General features: G+C 70.6%; 14 protein-coding genes. 8 read left to right on the forward strand and 6 right to left on the reverse strand.

The window, feature by feature from the left end:
• The first annotated feature begins 71 nt into the window (after nucleotides 1–71).
• Nucleotides 72–734, forward strand: coding sequence for a GntR family transcriptional regulator (locus tag ACIGDI_RS32160; protein WP_399903993.1), 663 nt, complete (start codon nucleotides 72–74; stop codon nucleotides 732–734).
• A complete protein-coding gene (locus ACIGDI_RS32165; protein WP_399903996.1) occupies nucleotides 731–2,044 on the forward strand; it encodes a nitrate/nitrite transporter in 1,314 nt (437 codons plus the stop codon). The genes ACIGDI_RS32160 and ACIGDI_RS32165 overlap by 4 nt, the downstream gene beginning before the upstream one ends.
• An 84-nt stretch (nucleotides 2,045–2,128) precedes the next feature.
• On the opposite strand, the gene ACIGDI_RS32170 is transcribed toward ACIGDI_RS32165, so the two are convergent.
• Nucleotides 2,129–2,953 carry a maleylpyruvate isomerase family mycothiol-dependent enzyme gene (locus tag ACIGDI_RS32170; RefSeq protein WP_399903999.1) on the reverse strand — a complete coding sequence of 275 codons (825 nt, stop codon included), beginning with the start codon at nucleotides 2,951–2,953 and terminating at the stop codon, nucleotides 2,129–2,131.
• A gap of 218 nt (nucleotides 2,954–3,171) precedes the next feature.
• Between ACIGDI_RS32170 and ACIGDI_RS32175 the strand changes: the two genes are divergently transcribed.
• Nucleotides 3,172–3,969: a carbon-nitrogen family hydrolase gene (locus tag ACIGDI_RS32175; RefSeq protein ID WP_200702576.1), complete on the forward strand. Its 798-nt coding sequence runs from the start codon at nucleotides 3,172–3,174 to the stop codon at nucleotides 3,967–3,969.
• A gap of 15 nt (nucleotides 3,970–3,984) precedes the next feature.
• Here the strand turns inward: ACIGDI_RS32175 and ACIGDI_RS32180 are convergent, their stop codons facing one another.
• Nucleotides 3,985–4,476, reverse strand: a complete 492-nt coding sequence (locus ACIGDI_RS32180) for an LURP-one-related/scramblase family protein (protein ID WP_200702577.1) — start codon at nucleotides 4,474–4,476, stop codon at nucleotides 3,985–3,987.
• A 242-nt stretch (nucleotides 4,477–4,718) separates the two neighbouring features.
• Here ACIGDI_RS32180 and ACIGDI_RS32185 point away from each other — a divergent pair, with 242 nt between their 5' ends.
• Nucleotides 4,719–5,579 (forward strand): calcium-binding protein, encoded by an 861-nt coding sequence (locus ACIGDI_RS32185; protein ID WP_399904003.1) that lies wholly within the window; start codon nucleotides 4,719–4,721, stop codon nucleotides 5,577–5,579.
• Nucleotides 5,580–5,700: 121 nt separating this feature from the next.
• Here the strand turns inward: ACIGDI_RS32185 and ACIGDI_RS32190 are convergent, their stop codons facing one another.
• The 3 genes from ACIGDI_RS32190 to ACIGDI_RS32200 form a co-directional block, all read right to left on the reverse strand.
• Nucleotides 5,701–5,952, reverse strand: a complete 252-nt coding sequence (locus ACIGDI_RS32190; RefSeq protein WP_058924231.1) for a DUF6458 family protein — start codon at nucleotides 5,950–5,952, stop codon at nucleotides 5,701–5,703.
• Nucleotides 5,953–6,102: 150 nt separating this feature from the next.
• On the reverse strand, nucleotides 6,103–7,401 hold the full coding sequence (locus tag ACIGDI_RS32195; protein WP_399904006.1) for a M18 family aminopeptidase: 1,299 nt from the start codon (nucleotides 7,399–7,401) through the stop codon (nucleotides 6,103–6,105).
• A 78-nt stretch (nucleotides 7,402–7,479) separates the two neighbouring features.
• Entirely contained in the window at nucleotides 7,480–9,306 is a 1,827-nt protein-coding gene (locus ACIGDI_RS32200) for an acyl-CoA dehydrogenase (RefSeq protein WP_399904009.1), read from the reverse strand.
• A 172-nt stretch (nucleotides 9,307–9,478) separates the two neighbouring features.
• Here ACIGDI_RS32200 and ACIGDI_RS32205 point away from each other — a divergent pair, with 172 nt between their 5' ends.
• Nucleotides 9,479–9,946, forward strand: coding sequence for an SseB family protein (locus tag ACIGDI_RS32205; protein ID WP_399904012.1), 468 nt, complete (start codon nucleotides 9,479–9,481; stop codon nucleotides 9,944–9,946).
• Nucleotides 9,947–10,080: 134 nt separating this feature from the next.
• A complete protein-coding gene (locus tag ACIGDI_RS32210) occupies nucleotides 10,081–11,052 on the forward strand; it encodes a pirin family protein (protein WP_399904015.1) in 972 nt (323 codons plus the stop codon).
• Nucleotides 11,053–11,085: 33 nt separating this feature from the next.
• Here the strand turns inward: ACIGDI_RS32210 and ACIGDI_RS32215 are convergent, their stop codons facing one another.
• Nucleotides 11,086–13,215: a SpoIIE family protein phosphatase gene (locus ACIGDI_RS32215; RefSeq protein WP_399904018.1), complete on the reverse strand. Its 2,130-nt coding sequence runs from the start codon at nucleotides 13,213–13,215 to the stop codon at nucleotides 11,086–11,088.
• Nucleotides 13,216–13,423: 208 nt separating this feature from the next.
• On the opposite strand from ACIGDI_RS32215, the gene aspS reads away from it, so the two are divergent.
• The gene (aspS, locus tag ACIGDI_RS32220; protein WP_399904021.1) at nucleotides 13,424–15,187 is read left to right on the forward strand and encodes an aspartate--tRNA ligase; all 1,764 of its coding nucleotides are present in this window, start codon (nucleotides 13,424–13,426) and stop codon (nucleotides 15,185–15,187) included.
• Nucleotides 15,188–15,375: 188 nt separating this feature from the next.
• Nucleotides 15,376–15,738, forward strand: a complete 363-nt coding sequence (locus ACIGDI_RS32225) for a hypothetical protein (protein WP_399904024.1) — start codon at nucleotides 15,376–15,378, stop codon at nucleotides 15,736–15,738.
• Nucleotides 15,739–15,789 lie beyond the last annotated feature (51 nt).

The raw sequence follows: 15,789 nt of genomic DNA on the forward strand, positions 1-15,789 counted from the left end.
ACCTTGGTACAGAAGGGTCCGGATGATGGACGGGGATCCTCATGCGTACGTGTTGTATCTATGCTGTTCGCATGACCAGCCCCGGCACCCTGACCGCGAAGCAACCACCTGCCGCCGACCGCGTCTACACGCACGTCAAGCAGGGCGTCCTGGAGCGCCGTTACGAGGGCGGGACCCTGCTGACCGAGGGTGAACTCGCCGATGCCGTCGGGGTCTCGCGCACACCGGTGCGCGAGGCGCTGCTGCGCCTGGAGGTGGAGGGGCTGATCAGGCTCTACCCGAAGAAGGGAGCGCTGGTCCTGCCCGTCTCCGCCCAGGAGATCGCGGACGTGGTCGAGACCCGCCTGCTGGTCGAGGAGCACGCCGCCCGCAAGGCCGTACCGGCGCCCGCCGGGCTGATCGGCCGTCTGGAGGAGCTGCTGGCCAGGCAGAAGGAGCAGGCCGCCGCCGGCGACCTGGCCGGGGCCGCCGTCACCGACCGCTGCTTCCACGCCGAGATCGTCCGCAGCGGCGGCAACGAGATACTCTCCCGCCTCTACGACCAGCTCCGCGACCGCCAGTTGCGCATGGGCGTGGCGATCATGCACTCCCACCCGGACCGGATCGCCAAGACCCTCGCCGAGCACGAGGAGATCCTGGAGGCACTGCGGTCCGGGGACCCGGATGCCGCGGTCGGAGTGGTCCACCGGCACGTCAGCTGGTTCTCGCACCTCGCCCGGGGTGAGGTCCGATGAGCCGCTCCTCCTCGTCCGCCACGATCACCCTCCCGGGTGATCCGCCGGGCGGCCGGCGCGCGATGGCCGTCTGGTCGGTCGGCGTCTCCGTCTACTTCGTCGCCGTCATCTTCCGTACGTCCCTGGGCGTGGCCGGCCTGGACGCCGCCGACCGCTTCCATGTGAACGCCTCGGCGCTGTCGACCTTCTCGATCCTGCAGCTGCTGGTCTACGCCGGTATGCAGATACCGGTCGGCCTGCTGGTGGACCGGCTCGGCACCAAGAAGGTGCTGACCATCGGGGTCGTGCTGTTCACCGCGGGCCAGCTCGGCTTCGCCTTCTCCCCCTCCTACGGCACCGCCCTCGCCTCCCGCGCCCTGCTCGGCTGCGGCGACGCGATGACGTTCATCAGCGTGCTGCGGCTCGGCACCCGCTGGTTCCCGGCCCGGCGCGGCCCGCTGGTCGCCCAGCTCGCGGGCCTGGTCGGCATGGCGGGCAACCTCGTCTCCACCCTGGTCATCGCCCGGCTGCTGCACGGCGTCGGCTGGACCGCGGCGTTCGCGGGCAGCGCGCTCGCCGGTGTCGTCGTCCTCGTGCTGATGCTGCTGTTCCTCCGGGACCACCCCGAGGGTCATGAGCCGGAGCCCGTGCCGCACCAGGGGGCGGCCTACGTCCGCCGTCAGATCGCCGCCTCCTGGCGGGAGCCGGGCACGCGCCTCGGCCTGTGGGTGCACTTCACCACCCAGTTCCCGGCGATGGTGTTCCTGCTGCTGTGGGGCCTGCCGTTCCTGGTCCAGGCGCAGGGCCTGTCCCGGGCCGCGGCGGGCGAACTGCTCACCCTGGTCGTGCTGTCGAACATGCTGATCGGGCTCGTCTACGGCCAGATCGTCGCCCGGCACCACGTGGCCCGGCTGCCGCTGGCGCTCGGCACGGTCGGCGCGACGGCGCTGATGTGGGCCGTGACGCTGGCCTGGCCGGGCGAGCGCGCGCCGATGTGGCTGCTGGTCGTGCTGTGCACGGTGCTCGGGGCCTGCGGACCGGCGTCGATGATCGGCTTCGACTTCGCCCGTCCGGCCAACCCGCCCGAGCGGCAGGGCACGGCCTCCGGCATCACCAACATGGGCGGTTTCGTGGCCTCCATGACCACGCTGTTCCTGATCGGCGTCCTGCTGGACGCGACCGGCGACGACTACACCGTCGCGTTCTCCGCGGTGTTCGTGCTCCAGGCGCTGGGCGTCAGTCAGATCCTGCGGCTGCGCGGGCGGGTGGCCCGGCGGGAGCGGGAACGGCTGGTGGCCAGCCGGGTGGAGACGGTGCACGTACCCGCCTGACGCGCACGGTCCACCAGCGGGGTTCTGCCGGGGACCGGCACAGGGAGCACCCTGTGCCGGTGGAGCCGGGCCCCACGCGTCGTCCTACCGGGTCACCGTGAAGTTCCGCAGGATCGCCGCCGTCAGCTGGGGGTCGCCCTCCGCCTTCACCCGGTCCGCCACCGCGTCCGCCGTCACCCGGCCGCAGGCCAGGCGCACATACGTCTCCCAGTCGAGGGTGAGCGTGGCGGCGGGGCCGAGCGCGGGGGCCGTCTCCAGGGTCCCGCGGCCCTGGATGTCGACCCGGATGGTGCGCAGGAACTCGATGGGCCCGTGCACGTCGAAGACGATCGCCGAACTGCGCGGCGCGTCCGCCCGTTCGGCCACGACCACGGGCAGTTCGCCGAGCAGCACGTCCCGCGCGATGTGCGCGCCGGGGGAGTCCAGGTTGCCCGGACGGCCGAGGGCCGCGCGCAGGTCCTGCTCGTGCACCCACACGTTGAACGCGTGGGCCCGCATGGACTCCTCCAGCGTCAGCTCGGTGCCGAGCGGGCCGCGCACCTTGGTCCCCGGGTCCCGGGACTCGTTGCGCAGCTGGCGGTTGCGGCGGATGATCACGTACTCGAGCTCGGAGGTCATCTCCGGCGCCGTGTGGTGGCGGCGCACGTCGACCTGCATCTCCATGTAGCGCTGGTGGTCGTTGGTGACGTGGAACAGGTCGCGCGGCAGCGTGTGGATGGGCCGCGGGTCGCCGAGCATCTCGCAGTCCAGTCCCATGACATGGGAGACGATGTCGCGGACCGACCAGCCGGGGCACGGCGTCCGCCGGTTCCACTCTCCCTCCACGAGTGGGCCCACCAGCTCGGATATCGCTTCGATGGAATGGGTCCAGGCGTCGGCGTAGGGCTGGAGGGTGGGATGCAGACTCACGGAACGGGACCCCTCGGCGGTCGGTACACGGGCGGTTGGTGGCGGCGTTGCCAGTGGGAGGTGGCTGCACTCGGCGCGGTCTTGAGACTCCCCCGATTCTCGGCTGTGCTCGAACCGGGGGGACCCCCAAGTTACGCTGCTGTGAGGCACCCCGGCAGTGCTTTCGTGTGACGATCGTAGGCCCGTATCAACGGCTCGAATGCCAGGACGGTGGTAGTGTGCGCGCCTCTCTCATCCAGATCGCCGTAGAAGAGGGCGAATCGGTCGAAGCCCGACGTGGGCGTGTGGCGTCCCTGGTGAGGGAGCAGGCCGGGGCCGACCTGGTCGTGCTGCCGGAGCTGTGGACCACGGGCGCCTTCGCGTACGAGGAGTTCGGCACCGAGGCCGAGCCGCTGGAGGGGCCGACGTACGAGGCCATGGCCAAGGCGGCGAGCGACGCGGGCGTGTGGCTGCACGCGGGCTCGATCCCCGAGCGGGACCCCGACGGGCCGCTCTACAACACCTCCCTCCTCTTCTCGCCGTCCGGCGACCTGGCCGCCGCCTACCGGAAGATCCACCGCTTCGGCTTCGACAAGGGCGAGGCCGTGCTGATGGGCGCGGGCAGCGAACTGGTGACGGTCCGGCTGCCCGGGACGACCCTGGGCGTCGCCACCTGCTACGACCTCCGTTTCCCCGAACTCTTCCGTGCCCTCGTCGACGCCGGCGCCGAGACCCTGGTGGTCCCGGCGGGCTGGCCCGAGCGCCGTCGGGACCACTGGACGCTGCTGGCCCGGGCGCGGGCGGTCGAGAACCAGGCGTTCGTGCTCGCCTGTGGAACGGCCGGGACGCACGCGGGGGTTCCGCAGGCGGGTCACTCGATCGTGGTGGATCCCTGGGGCCAGGTGCTGGCCGAGGCGGGAGCCGACGAGGAGATCCTCACCGTGGACTTCGACCCCGCGAAGGTCGCCACCACCCGGGAGCAGTTCCCGGCCCTGAAGGACCGCATGCTCGGCCTGGAACCCCCGCACCGGGTCTGACGGAGCACCGGGCCGTCAGTCGTCCCGGTCCTTCTCCGCCAAGTGGATCACGCACACCGCCACCGCGATCAGCAACGCCGGATCGGCGTCGTCGCGGACGATGTCGACGCCGTAGGTCTCCCGGACGTGCAGCCAGCGCCGGGAGACGACCGCGAGCAGCTCACCGTCGTACTCGACGGCGAACTCGCGGTCCAGGATCTTGCCGCTGACGTCGAGTTCGGAGCCGTCGGCCAGGGACACCCGGTAGTGGTTGCGCAGCAGGGACAGGCGCTTGCGCCTGATGGTGGCCAGGGCCTCGCCGTCCCGTTCGATCACCATGGTGTCGCGCAGCGCGAACATCTTCTGGTGGATGTCGATCAGGACCCGTCCCTGGGTGTCCTTCAGCTCGAAGGTGTCCCTCAGGCGCATGGCCTTGCCGTCGACGAGGAACGCCTTGTCACCGCGCTCGTCCTCGATCCAGTAGTCCTCGCCGAAGCCGAGGAGCCGGTCGCGTACCTGGAATCTCATGTCCCCACCCCTTCCCCGGCCGCGGGCCCGGAACGCCGCCGGTAGGCCGACGGGCTGACGCCCCTTCGCCACGCACGCGGCCGTGCCCCGACCTGACCGGGCCCCGTACTCGACCGGGCCGAGGGGTGTCCCGCAGGTGAACTTCGCTCGTGTGTGCGGCAGTTGTCCAACCAAAGACGGTACCGCCGAGTCGGATCAGGCACAGGGCGCACAGCGCCGCGCTTTCCTTCCGGAGGTCCGTCATGCTCTCTCGTCCCGTCCGCCGCCGGGTGACCCGTACCGTCTCGGCGGCGGCCCTCGTCCTCGGCACGGCCCTGGCCGCCCCGCTCGCCCTCTCCGGCACCGCGGGAGCGGCGACCGCGTCGGCCAGTGCCTCGGTCAACCAGTACGACTGGCAGCTCACCTACCGGGCCGCCGCCGGCCAGGCCAACAAGGCCGCCGTCACCGCGTCGCTCACCGCCGACAAGACGGGCATCACGTACCTGATCGACGACGTCGTCCCGATCGCCGCGGGCCACGACTGCGTCCACCCCGCCGCCTCGGACCTCACCAAGGTCTCCTGCACCGTCACCTTCGTGGACAGCCAGGACCCCTACCCGGGTGTGATCGTGGATCTCGGCGACGGCAACGACACGCTGAAGTACGCCAACGGCACCGACCAGATCTACACCTACGCGCAGATCGCCCTGGGCGCCGGCAACGACCGGGCGACCGACTCCGGCCGCCTCGACGGCGCCTACGTCTCCGGCGGCGCGGGCAACGACACGATCACCGTCGGCGCGGAGGGCCTGGCCTGGGGCGAGGACGGCAACGACACGATCACCGCGAGCGGCGGCGACAACATCGTGCAGGGCGGCCGGGGCAACGACGTGCTGCACGGCGGAAACGGCGCCCAGTACCTGTCCGGCGACGACGGCGACGACACCGTCACCGGCGGATCCGACGCCGACTCCCTCTACGGCGGCAAGGGCAACGACGTCCTGTACGGCAACAGCGGCAACGACAAGCTCTACGGCAACAGCGGCAACGACAGGCTGTACGGCGGCCCCGGCAACGACACCCTCTCCGGTGGCCCGGGCGCGGACGTGGTCCGCCAGGGCTGAGCAGGGTCCGGGTGACCGGAACCGCCGGCCGCAGGACCGGGGCGGGTCCGTCCCCTCGTCGCCGAGGGGACGGACCCGCCCTGCCCTGATGCTCGTCGGCATGGACGCGGGGGCGTCCCGATCAGACGCCGTAACCGTCGCTGTAGCCGTCCCGCCGATGCGTGGCGCGCTCCTCGTCGATGACCGGCGTCGTGGGCGGTACCACCACGCGGCGCCGTCGGGCGATGCTGCTGAAGGTGCTCACACCGATCAGCCCGACGATCATGAGGATGATGCCGACCAGGTCGAGATTGACCCCCTGCATGTGCCAGTCGGTCGCGAAAGTGAGGATGGCTCCCGCGGCGATGAGGATGATGCATCCGCCGAGGCCCATGGCGTCGCCTCCCTGTCCGGTCCGGTGGTTCCGGACTTCCGGTCAACTCCGTGTACCCGGACGCGCCCTGACCATGCGGAGGCCGTAGCTCACGTCACGTCGACGTGGTCCTCCTCCCGGAGCTCACCCAGCGGACGCCGGTCACGGGACCTATCCCTCCAGGAAGGCCACGAGCGCGTTGGCCAGCAGGAACGGGTCGTCCGCGCCGCACAGTTCGCGCACGCTGTGCATCGACAGGATCGCGACGCCGATGTCGACGGTCCGGATGCCGTGCCGGGCCGCGGTGATCGGTCCGATGGTGGTGCCGCACGGCATGGAGTTGTTGGAGACGAAGGACTGGAACGGCACGCCCGCCTTCTCGCAGGCGGCGGCGAACACCGCGCGGCCCGAACCGTCCGTGGCGTAGCGGTTGTTGACGTTGACCTTGAGGATGGGGCCGCCGTTGACGCGCGGGTGGTGCGTCGGGTCGTGCCGCTCCGCGTAGTTGGGGTGCACCGCGTGGCCCGTGTCGGAGGAGAGGCAGACCGTGCCCGCGAAGGCCCGCGCCCGGTCCTCGAGGGAGCCGCCGCGCGCGAACACCGAGCGCTCCAGCACGTTCCCGAGCAGCGGGCCGTCCGCGCCCGTGTCCGACTGCGAGCCGTTCTCCTCGTGGTCGAAGGCGGCCAGCACCGGGACGAAGGGGAGCCCGGAGCCCCCGGCGGACACCGCGGTCAGCGCGGCCACGCCCGCGTGCACGGACAGCAGGTTGTCCATGCGGGGCCCGGCGAGCAGTTCCTGGTCCCGGCCCAGGTAGGCGGGCGGTTCCACGGAGTGCGTCATCAGGTCCCAGCCGGTGACCTCGCCGGCGCCCAGACCGGACTCCTCCTCCAGGAAGGCGATCAGGTCTCCGTCGCGCACGTCGTGGCCGAGCCCCCACACGGGCTGCAGATGACGCTGCTTGTCCAGCTTGAGGCCCTCCGCCGAGACCGAACGGTCCAGGTGGATGGCGAGCTGGGGCACCCGCAGCAGCGGCCGGTCGATGTTCACCAGGCGGGTCGAGCCGTCCCGCAGGGTCAGCCGGCCGGCCAGGCCCAGGTCGCGGTCCAGCCAGGAATTGAGCAGGGGGCCGCCGTAGATCTCCACGGCCACCTGGCGCCAGCCGTGCGCCCCGGTGTCCGGCAGGGGCTTGACCCGCAGGTTGGGGGAGTCGGTGTGGGCGCCGACGATACGGAACGGCGTGTGGGGCGCCGCGCCCTCGGGGACGTACCAGGCGATGATCGCGCCGCCGCGCAGTACGTACTTGCCGCCGGTCGTCCCGTCCCAGGCGTCCGTCTCCGAGACCTGCCGGAAACCCGCCTTCTCCAGCCGCTCCGCGGCACTCGCCACGGCGTGGTACGGCGAGGGACTCGCCGTCAGGAAGGACATGAGGTCGTCGGTGTGGCCGCGGTCGAAGCGGGGGGGTTCGCTCATGGGGTTCACCTTAACGACGTACGAAGGCCCGCTCCGCGCGTACTGGAAGTACGGGGAGCGGGCCCTTGTGGGGGGTGACTAGAAGGCGGCCTCGTCCAGCTCCATCAGGTCCAGGTCGACGTTCTCGGCGAGCTTGCGCGCGCCGGTGACGCCCGGCAGGACGTTGGCCGCGAAGAACTTCGCCGCCGCGATCTTGCCGCTGTAGAACGCCTTGTCCTTGGCGGAGGCCGACGGCAGCTTCTCGGCGGCGACCGCGGCGCCCTTGAGGAGCAGGTAGCCGACGACCACGTCACCGGAGGCCATGAGCAGGCGGGTGGTGTTCAGGCCCACCTTGTAGATGTTCTTGGTGTCCTGCTCCGTGGCCGCGAGGTCGGTCAGCATCAGGCCGACGATCGCCTCCAGCTCGACGGCGGCCTTCGCGAGGTGCTCGCGGGCGCCCGCCAGCTCCTCGCCGCCGGAGCCCAGCGCCAGGAACTTCTTGATGTCCTCGGCGAGGGAGTTCAGCGCCGCGCCCTGGTTGCGGACGATCTTCCGGAAGAAGAAGTCCTGGCCCTGGATCGCGGTCGTGCCCTCGTACAGGGTGTCGATCTTGGCGTCGCGGATGTACTGCTCGATCGGGTACTCCTGCAGGAAGCCGGAGCCGCCGAAGGTCTGCAGCGACTGGGCGAGCTGCTCGTAGCCCTTCTCCGAGCCGTAGCCCTTGACGATCGGCAGGAGCAGGTCGTTGAGCGCGTGCTCGGCCTTGGCGTCCTCGCCGTTCGCCTCCTTGATCTGGATCGCGTCCTGGATCGAGGCGGTGTACATCACCAGCGCGCGCATGCCCTCCGCGTACGCCTTCTGCGTCATGAGCGAGCGGCGCACGTCGGGGTGGTGGGTGATGGTGACCTTGGGCGCGGTCTTGTCCATGAAGTTCGCCAGGTCCGGACCCTGGACGCGCTCCTTGGCGTACTCCAGCGCGTTCAGGTAGCCCGTCGACAGCGTGGAGATGGCCTTCGTGCCGACCATCATGCGGGCGAACTCGATGATCCGGAACATCTGGCGGATGCCGTCGTGCTTGTCGCCGATCAGCCAGCCCTTGGCGGGGTGCTTGTCGCCGAACGTCATCTCGCAGGTGTTGGAGGCCTTCAGGCCCATCTTGTGCTCGACGTTCGTGGCGTAGACGCCGTTGCGCTCGCCCAGCTCGCCGGTCTCGAAGTCGAAGAGGTACTTCGGGACCAGGAAGAGGGACAGGCCCTTGGTGCCGGGGCCGGCGCCCTCGGGGCGGGCGAGGACGTAGTGGAGGATGTTCTCCTCCATGTCGTGCTCACCGGAGGTGATGAAGCGCTTCACGCCCTCGATGTGCCAGGAGCCGTCCTCCTGCTGCACCGCCTTGGTGCGGCCGGCGCCGACGTCCGAGCCCGCGTCGGGCTCGGTGAGCACCATCGTCGAACCCCACCGCTTGTCCACGGCGATCTTCGCGATGTGCTTCTGCTGCTCGTTGCCCTCCTCGAAGAGGATGCCGGCGAACGCGGGGCCGGAGGAGTACATCCACACGGCCGGGTTCGCGCCGAGCAGCAGCTCCGCGTAGGCCCAGATCAGGGAGCGCGGCGAGGTGGTGCCGCCGATCTCCTCGGGCAGGCCCAGGCGCCAGTACTCGGACTCCATGAAGGCGTTGTAGCTCTTCTTGAAGGACGCCGGGACGGGCGCGGTGTTCGTCTCGGGGTCGAAGACCGGCGGGTTGCGGTCGGCGTCCGCGAAGGACTCCGCCAGCTCGTTCTCCGCGAGCCGGGTCAGCTCCTCGAGGATGCTCTTCGCGGTCTCCGTGTCCATCTCGCCGAACGGACCGGAGCCGTACACCTGGTCCCGTCCGAGGACTTCGAACAGGTTGAACTCGATGTCGCGGAGATTCGACTTGTAGTGCCCCATGGCGACAGCTCCGTAAGAGAGATCGGCGAGGCACTGATGTGGATCCTCGCGCCTGCTTCTAGTTCACGTACCAACAAGTAGCTCCGATGATGCTACCCGTCGGTAATAAGAAGCAACCCCGTTCCGGACATCTGTGACCGAGCCCTCGTGCGGGGTCAGTACTCTGTGGGGCATGTACGGCTACGACCAGAACGTTGGGGCCCAGCAGCAGTACGGCGTCCCGCCGCAGCAGCAGATGGCGGGCGGGTACGGCCAGCAGCCGCCGCTGTACCCCGAGCCGTCCCCGCCCTCGCTGGCGGACGCGGTGCGCGCCTTCACCACCGGCCAGATGTCGGCGGAGGACTTCCAGCAGGTCTTCGCCACGTCCAAGGTGTACTGCCCGCGCGGCGACAACCCCGGCTTCCTCGCCCTGCACAACACCCAGCAGCCGGTCATCCCGATGTTCACCTCCCTCAAGGAGCTGCGCCGGTACGCCGGCAAGGAGTCCAAGTACTTCGTGATCACGGGCGCCGAGGTGATCGACCTCCTCCCGACCGGCTACGGCTTCGTCCTGGACATGGAGGGCGAGCACCGGATGGTGTTCGACGCGAAGGCGGTCGAGCAGATGGTGGAGTTCGCGATGAGACGGATGTACGGCTAGACGCCGATGCTCCGCAGACGGCTGACGACCGCGCGCGGGTGGAGCCCGGAGGGAATGTCCTCCGGGCTCCTTCTGTTGTGGGGTGGCAGAAAGTTCAATGCTCAACTAAACTGGCCGCACAAGGAGGTACCGACATGCCTGCAGTGACCGTCGAGAACCCGCTGACCCTGCCCCGCGTCGCCGCGCCGGCCGACGCCGTGGCGCGTCCCGTGCTCGCCGTCACGACCGCGCCGAGCGGTTTCGAGGGCGAGGGCTTCCCGGTGCGCCGGGCGTTCGCCGGGATCAACTACAAGCACCTCGACCCGTTCATCATGATGGACCAGATGGGCGAGGTGGAGTACGCGCCGGGCGAGCCCAAGGGCACCCCCTGGCACCCGCATCGCGGCTTCGAGACCGTCACCTACATCATCGACGGGATCTTCGACCACCAGGACTCCCAGGGCGGTGGCGGCACCATCACCAACGGCGACACCCAGTGGATGACGGCCGGCTCCGGCCTGCTGCACATCGAGGCCCCGCCGGAGTCCCTGGTGATGTCCGGCGGCCTCTTCCACGGTCTGCAGCTGTGGGTGAACCTCCCGGCCAGGGACAAGATGATGGCGCCGCGCTACCAGGACATCCGCGGCGGCAACGTCCAGCTGCTCAGCACCCCCGACGGCGGCGCGCTGCTGCGGGTCATCGCCGGTGAGCTGGACGGCCACCAGGGCCCCGGCATCACCCACACCCCGATCACGATGATCCACGCGACGCTCGCGCCGGGCGCGGAGCTCACCCTGCCCTGGCGGGAGGACTTCAACGGCCTGGCGTACGTCCTGGCCGGACGGGGCACGGTCGGCACCGAGCGGCGTCCGGTCCAGCTCGGCCAGACGGCGGTCTTCGGCGCCGGTTCCTCGCTCACCGTCCGCGCGGACGAGAAGCAGGACAGCCACACCCCGGACCTGGAGGTCGTGCTGCTGGGCGGACAGCCGATCCGTGAGCCCATGGCCCACTACGGCCCGTTCGTCATGAACACCCGCGAGGAACTGCAGCAGGCCTTCGAGGACTTCCAGAAGGGACGGCTGGGCACCATCCCCGCCGTGCACGGGATGACCGAGGGCGGGCTGTAAGGCCGGTACGGCGATCACCGAGGAGGCGGCACCCTACGGGGTGACCGCCTCCTCGGCCTCGTAGAGTTCGAACCAGATGCTCTTGCCCTCGCCCCGCGGCTCCACGCCCCACGCCTGGGCGAGCAGTTCCATCAGGACCAGTCCGCGGCCGGAGGAGGCCAGCTCCCCGGGGCGGCGCCGGTGCGGCAGGTCGTCGCTGGTGTCGTTGACCTCCACGCGCATCCGGCGGCTGCCCGGCTCGCCCCGGACCTCGGCCAGCAGCAGGGCGTCGGCGTCGGTGTGGACCAGGACGTTCGTCAGCATCTCCGACAGCAGCAGCACCGCCGAGTCGATCTGGTCCTGCGAGCGCCAGTCGTGCAGCAGCTCGCGCAGATGCTGGCGGGCCACCGCCACCCGTTCCGGCTCGGTCTGGGCGACGGACAGCATCGTGCGCCGGATCTGCGGCGCCGTCGCCGTCACCGGTTCGCCGCAGCCCTCCCCCGGCCGGCACAGCAGCAGCACCGCTATGTCGTCCTCGCGGCGGTCGGCGAGCGGGCCCGTGGTGTGGTGCGAGGACGGCCCGTGCACGCCCTGGACCAGGGCGTCGGCCAGTTCCTCCAGGTCGCCCTTGTGGTCCTCCAGGATCTCGCGGATGCGCTGCCAGCCGCTGTCCAGGTCGTGCCCGCCGGTCTCGATGAGGCCGTCGGTGCAGATCAGCATCGTTTCGCCGGGTTCGAGGGCGAAACGGGTCGTGGGGTAGTCGGCGTCCGGGTCGATGCCCAGCGGCAGACCGCCGGCGGTCGGGCGGGCCAGCACCGTGCCGTCGGCGAGACGGATCGCCGGGTCGGGGTGGCCGGCCCGGGCGATGTCGAGGGTGCCGGTGGCCGGGTCGGCCTCGACGTAGAGGCAGGTCGCGAAGCGCGGGTCGGCGGAGTCGCCGTCGCCGTCGCCGTCGGTCATGCCGTGCAGGAAGCGGGAGGCGCGGGAGAGGACCGCGTCGGGCCGGTGCCCCTCGGAGGCGTAGGCGCGCAGGGCGATACGGAGCTGGCCCATGAGTCCGGCGGCGCGCACGTCATGGCCCTGGACGTCCCCGATGGCCAGTGCGAACCTGCCGCCCGGCAGCGGGATCATGTCGTACCAGTCGCCGCCGACCTGGAGGCCGCCGCCGGTGGGGACGTAGCGGGCGGCGACGTTCATGCCCGGTATCTGCGGGCCGAGCGTCGGCAGCATGGAGCGCTGGAGGCCGTCGGTCAGGGCCCGCTCGGTCTCCGCGGCGCCGGCGCGGGAGAGGGCCTGGGCGAGCATCCGGGCGACGGTGGTCAGGACCGAGCGCTCGTCGGGCGTGAAGGCGACCGGATAGGCGAAGGACGCCATCCAGGCGCCCATCGTGCGGCCGGCCACGATCAGGGGCAGGAATGCCCACGACTGGCGGCCGAAGCTCTCCACCAGCTGCCACATGACGGGGTAGCGGGTCTTGTAGTCGGACGGGGTCGACAGATAGACCGCGCGGCCGGAGCGTATGACCTCGGCCGCCGGGTGGTCCGTGTCCAGCGGCATCGCGGCGAACGGGTCCTCGTCGCCGGGCTGGTAGCCGTGCAGGCCGACGATGGTCACCCGCTCGCCCTCGACGCCGAAGACCGCCAGCCCGTCCGGCGAGAAGCCCGGCATCGACAGGCCCGCCGCGACCCGCAGTACCTCCTCCGTCGACCGCGCCTCGGCCAGCGCCCGGCCCGCGTCCAGCAGGAACGCCTCCCGGGAGCGCCGCCAGTCACCGGTGACGGCGCTGCGCCCGGCCGGGGTGCCCGGGGTGGGCTCGGTGACCTCCTGCAGGGTGCCGATCAGCTGGAAGGCATGGCGTTCCTTGTCGTACGACGGCTTGGAACGGGAGCGGACGACGCGCAGCACCCGGCCGTGCTCGTCCATGATCCGGATGCGTACCTCGGCGAGGGTGCGCTCGGCGACGGCGAGACCCACCACGCTGATGATCTCGTTCCAGTCGACCGGGTGCAGCCGGGCCCGGGCCTGGGCCTCGGTGAGCGTGGCCTGTTTGGCGGGCAGCCCGAGCAGCCGTGCCGCCTCGGCGTCGACCGTGACGAGCTCGGTGGCGGTGTCCCAGGTCCACAGGCCGGTCGCGAGGGTGGCGAGAACCTCCCCCACGGGCGGCAAGGGCTCGCCAGTGCGCATTGCCCCACTTTATGGAGAGGTGATCGAGGAGTGCCACCGATCCGCACCAGGAGTGCCGCTCGTCACGCGTCTGTCAAGACCGCCACGAAATGGTGGGGAGCCGACCGTGGGGCGGCCGGTACCCTTGGGAGGTCCGGGCCGTGCGCCCGTTCAGGCCGGGCGGCAAACCCGGCGCACACCACCCCACCACGAAGGACGATGAACGACGATGCATCGGTACAGGTCCCACACCTGCGGCGAGCTCCGCTCCTCTGACGTCGGCACCGACGTCCGGTTGAGTGGCTGGCTGCACAATCGGCGCGACCTGGGCGGCATCCTCTTCATCGATCTGCGCGATCACTACGGCATCACGCAGCTCGTCGCCCGTCCCGGCACCCCCGCGTACGAGGCCCTGGACAAGCTGTCCAAGGAGACGGTCGTCCGCGTCGACGGCGGCGTTGTTTCACGTGGAACCGAGAACGTGAACCCCGATCTGCCCACCGGCGAGATCGAGATCGAGGTCGGCGAGGTCGAGGTGCTGGGCACGGCCGCCCCGCTGCCCTTCACGATCAACGCCGAGGACGGGGTCAACGAGGAGCGGCGCCTGGAGTACCGCTTCCTCGACCTGCGCCGCGAGCGCATGCACAAGAACATCATGCTGCGTACGGCGGTCATCTCGGCGATCCGGCACAAGATGACGGCGCTGGGCTTCAACGAGATGGCGACCCCGATCCTGTCGGCGACCTCCCCCGAGGGCGCCCGCGACTTCGTGGTCCCCTCCCGGCTGAACCCGGGCAAGTTCTACGCCCTGCCGCAGGCGCCGCAGCAGTTCAAGCAGCTGCTGATGATCTCCGGCTTCGACCGCTACTTCCAGATCGCGCCCTGCTTCCGCGACGAGGACGCCCGCGCCGACCGCTCGCCGGGCGAGTTCTACCAGCTCGACGTCGAGATGAGCTTCGTCGAGCAGGAGGACGTCTTCCGCCCCATCGAGCAGCTGATGACCGAGCTGTTCGAGGAGTTCGGCGGCGGCCGCCACGTCACCTCCCCGTTCCCGCGGATCCCGTTCCGCGAGGCGATGCTGAAGTACGGCTCCGACAAGCCGGACCTGCGTGCCCAGCTGGAGCTCGTCGACATCACCGACATCTTCGAGGGCTCGGAGTTCAAGGCCTTCGCCGGCAAGCACGTGCGCGCGCTGCCGGTGCCGGACGTCTCCGCGCAGCCCCGCAAGTTCTTCGACCAGCTCGGTGACTTCGCCGTCTCGCAGGGCGCGAAGGGCCTGGCCTGGGTGCGCGTGGCCGAGGACGGTTCGCTCTCCGGCCCGATCGCCAAGTTCCTGACCGAGGAGAACGTCGCCGAGCTGACCAAGCGCCTGTCGCTGGCCGCCGGCCACGCGGTGTTCTTCGGCGCGGGCGAGTTCGACGAGGTCTCGAAGATCATGGGCGCGGTCCGCGTCGAGGCCGCCAAGCGCGCCGGGCACTTCGGGGAGGGCGTCTTCCGGTTCTGCTGGATCGTCGACTTCCCGATGTACGAGAAGGACGAGGACACCGGCGCGATCGACTTCTCGCACAACCCCTTCTCCATGCCGCAGGGCGGCCTGGAGGCCCTGGAGACCCAGGACCCGCTGGACATCCTGGGCTGGCAGTACGACATCGTCTGCAACGGCGTCGAGCTGTCCTCCGGCGCGATCCGGAACCACGAGCCGGAGATCATGCTGAAGGCCTTCGAGATCGCGGGCTACGACCGCGAGACGGTCGAGGAGAAGTTCGCCGGCATGCTGCGCGCCTTCCGCTTCGGCGCCCCGCCGCACGGCGGCATCGCCCCCGGCGTCGACCGCATCGTCATGCTCCTCGCGGACGAGCCGAACATCCGCGAGACCATCGCCTTCCCGCTCAACGGCAACGCCCAGGACCTGATGATGGGCGCGCCGACGGAGCTGGAGGAGGAGCGGCTGAAGGAGCTGCACCTGTCGGTGCGCAAGCCGCAGCCGAAGTAACCCCGAGCGAACCCGAAGGGCCCGAGACCGACGCCGGTTTCGGGCCCTTCCGTTTGCCCGGCCGGTCTGGGGAACCTCACTGGAGGCCCACAGCAATCCCGGGGGAGGAGCACAGAGCCCTGGCGTCTCATGGGGGACGACACCACGAGGAAGGGCCGCCCTCCGGGCCGCCGGGCGAGGAGGAAACCATGGGCCACGCGATCGCGTTCTCGGCACTGCTGATCACCGCGGCGGTCGTCGCCGTCACCCTGCTGCGGCGCGGGCGGACGGGGCGGGACGGCTCCCGGCTGGACGCGGAGGCCGAGGCCAACCGCTGGCTGATCCGGCTGGGCGGCAGCCTGATGCCGCCCGGCACCGCCGGCTGGGTGACCGCGGGCGAGACGGCCGGCCGGGCCCTGACCGAGGCCGCCGAGTGCCACCGCACCGCCCGCACCCAGCTGACCGAGGCCCGTACGACCGCACAGTACGAACAGGCGACCCGCACGGCCCAGGAGGGCCTGCGCCACGTCCGGACGGCCCGCGAGGCGCTGGGCCTGGAAATGACCGCCTGAGCCTCCTGAAACCCGCCCGGCAGAAAAGTCCGCGGCCCCGGCAACCTCACG

Origin of the sequence: Streptomyces sp. NPDC085900 (assembly GCF_044540925.1) — a bacterium.
Lineage (GTDB): Bacteria > Actinomycetota > Actinomycetes > Streptomycetales > Streptomycetaceae > Streptomyces > Streptomyces gilvifuscus.